This is a genomic window from Protofrankia sp. Cr2, assembly GCF_963555885.1.
Lineage (GTDB): Bacteria > Actinomycetota > Actinomycetes > Frankiales > Frankiaceae > Protofrankia.
Genome location: NZ_CAUVXG010000022.1, coordinates 58,979 through 61,790, shown reverse-complemented (window position 1 = coordinate 61,790; position 2,812 = coordinate 58,979). Strand labels below are relative to the sequence as shown.

General features: G+C 67.2%; 2 protein-coding genes and 1 pseudogene. All 3 read right to left on the bottom strand.

What is annotated here, in order from left to right:
• A pseudogene (locus tag U9978_RS12430) lies at nucleotides 1-307 on the bottom strand (hypothetical protein); the annotation flags it as partial.
• Entirely contained in the window at nucleotides 294-1,304 is a 1,011-nt protein-coding gene (gene cydB, locus U9978_RS12425) for a cytochrome d ubiquinol oxidase subunit II (RefSeq protein WP_322761261.1), read from the bottom strand. The pseudogene U9978_RS12430 and the gene cydB, both read right to left, overlap by 14 nt.
• Nucleotides 1,305-1,389: 85 nt before the next feature.
• A complete protein-coding gene (locus tag U9978_RS12420; protein WP_322761260.1) occupies nucleotides 1,390-2,796 on the bottom strand; it encodes a cytochrome ubiquinol oxidase subunit I in 1,407 nt (468 codons plus the stop codon).
• Nucleotides 2,797-2,812 lie beyond the last annotated feature (16 nt).

The following is a 2,812-nucleotide window of genomic DNA, read 5'->3' as shown; positions in this document are numbered from 1 at the left end:
CCGGGGCGGTCCGCTGCGCCGTCCGCTCGGAGAACCAGACGACCACCGCGCGGGCGGCCACGACCGCGATGAGAACCGCGACCGCGACCCCGATCCCGACCGCGTCCCCGATCCAGGCGCCGCTGTGCCGCCCGATCAGCGCCGTCGGATCCGCGACCACGGCCTGACCCGTGACCACGATGTCGGCCAACACCGTCGCCTGGATCACCACCAGGACGGCTGACGCGACCGCGAGCGCCCCGAACCGCACCAGGTAGCGGCGCAGGGCTGGCACCGTGCGTAGCAACCGTGGATCAACCGGTCTCATGGGATCCCGCCAGATCCGCCCCGACCAGCCGCCGTCGGAAGACCCAGTACGACCACGCCTGGTAGCCGAGTACTACCGGGGTGAACAGCACCGCCACCCATGTCATGACGGTGAGTGTGTAGGCCCCGGACGCCGCGGCGCTGATGGTCAGGCTGTTCCCGGGCGTGCCGCGGGCCGGCAGCACATCCGGGAACAGGGCGGCGAACCAGCTTGCCACCAGCAGTGCGATCGCACCGGCGGTGCCGGCGAACGCCAAGCCGTCCCGTTCGCCGAACCAGGCCAGAACGGCAGCACCCAACGCGAGCAGAGCCGTGGCCGCGACTGCCGCCGAGGCGATTCCACCACGGATCGTGACCGTCCAGACAACAAGTGCGGCAAAAGCGACCAACGTCGGCACGGCCAGGCTCCGGGTCACCAGACGGGCGCGGTCGCGTACCGCGCCGCGGGTCTTGAGTGCCAGGAACACAGAGCCGTGCAGAACGCACAGCAACAGCATGGTCACCCCACCCAGCAGGGCGTAGGGGTTCAGGAGGTCGAGGAAGCCACTCGTCACGTTATGGTCGGGGGTCATCTCCAGGCCGCGCACCATGTTCGCGAAGGCGACCCCGAACAGCAGCGCCGGCAGCACGCCGCCGATCACGATCCCCCGGTCGCACCAGGCCCGTCCCGCCGCGGTGGTGGCCTTGCCGCGGTACTCCAGGGACACCCCGCGGATGATCAGTGAGAACAGGACGAGGAACAGCGCAAGGTACATTCCGCTGAACAGGCTCGCATACCATTCCGGGAATGCGGCGAACATCGCCCCACCCGCGGTGAGCAACCAGACCTCGTTGGCGTCCCACACCGGACCGATGGTGCCGAGCACCGCCCGTCGGTCGGTCTCGTCGCTCCCGCCGACCACCGGCAGCAACGCGGCCACGCCGAAGTCAAAGCCTTCCAGGACGAAGAAGCCGACCCACAGGACGGCAACCAGTACGAACCAGAACTCCTCAAGCATCGCCCTACTCCTACCCGGCCGACGGGCGCGCGATCATCGCTTGTCTCGCGTGCCCGGCGGCTCTACGGTCTGCGGTCCTGGGATGTCAGTAGGCGAGCGACGGCAACGCGTCGCCAGGCCGGGATCGGCCGCCAATGGTCACGTTCGGGTTCAGGGTTGGTATCTCGTGCCGGCCGTGGCGCAGGAACAGCTGCAGTGCGACCGCGGCCAGTGACCCGTAGATGACCGTGAAGCCGGCCAGAGTCGCGATCACCGCTGCCGTGGAGACCCCGGGCGACACGGCGTCGGATGTGCGCAACAGGCCGAACACGACCCACGGCTGGCGGCCCATCTCGGTAAAGATCCAACCGGCGGTGTTCGCCAGGTATGGCAGGGCCGAGGCCCCGATGAACGCAAGCAGGAGATAGCGTCCGCCGGGCAGGTGGCCACCGCGCATCCGCAACAGGCCGAGCAGTGCGAGACCGAAGTAGACGGCGCCGAGCCCCATCATGGCGCGGAAGTTCCAGAAGGTGACGCCCATGACCGGGGTGTAGTCACCCGGGCCGTACCTGGCGATCTCGGCGGCCTGCAGGTCGTTGACGCCCCGGACCGTCCCGGAGAACGTGTTGGTGGCCATGAACGACAGCAGGTAGGGCACCTTGATGTCGATCTTGTTTTCACCGTGCGAGACGTCACCATAGGCGAACAGCGAAAGCCCCGCCCCCCGTTCGGTGTCCCACAGCGCCTCGGCGGAGGCCATCTTCATCGGCTGCTGGCGGGTCATGACCTGGCCCTGGAAGTGCCCGGAGATCATGACCGCGACCGACGCGACGGCGCAGACGACCAGGCCCAGGTGCACGGCCCGCCGGTGCAGCTCCACCTGGTGACCCCGGCGCAGATGCCAGCAGGACAGCCCGACCACCACGGCCCCGCCGGTCAGCAACGACGCCGCCAGCACGTGCGGGAAGGTGACCAGCTGCGTCGGGTTCGTGAGCACCGCCCAGATCGAGGTGAGCTGCGCGTGCCCGGTGTCGGGGTTGATCCGGTAACCGACCGGATGCTGCATCCACGAGTTTGCCGCCAGGATGAAGTAGGCGCTGATCACCGTTCCCAGCGACGCCAGCCAGATGGTGGCGAGGTGGACGTTCCTGGAGAGCCGGTCCCACCCGAAGATCCACAAACCGAGGAAAGTGGACTCCAGGAAGAACGCGATCAGCGCTTCCATGGCCAACGGCGCGCCGAAGACGTCGCCGACAAAGCGTGAGTAGTCCGACCAGTTCATTCCGAACTGGAATTCCTGGACTATCCCCGTGACCACCCCCATCGCAAAATTGATGAGCATCAGCTTTCCCCAGAATCGGGTCAGGCGGAGCCATTCGATGTTGCCGGTCCGGTTCCACGCCGTCTGCATGACCGCGACCAGCAGCGACAGTCCGATTGTCAGCGGGACGAACAGAAAATGGTAGACCGTGGTGATGGCGAACTGCCAGCGGGCTATCGTGTCGTGACTCATCTGCCTTCCCTTTCAT

What these genes read in the sequence shown, in the direction of transcription:
- U9978_RS12420 (WP_322761260.1), bottom strand. Translation starts at nt 2,796, where the DNA reads ATGAGTCACGACACGATAGCCCGCTGGCAGTTCGCCATCACCACGGTC.
- cydB (WP_322761261.1), bottom strand. Translation starts at nt 1,304, where the DNA reads ATGCTTGAGGAGTTCTGGTTCGTACTGGTTGCCGTCCTGTGGGTCGGC.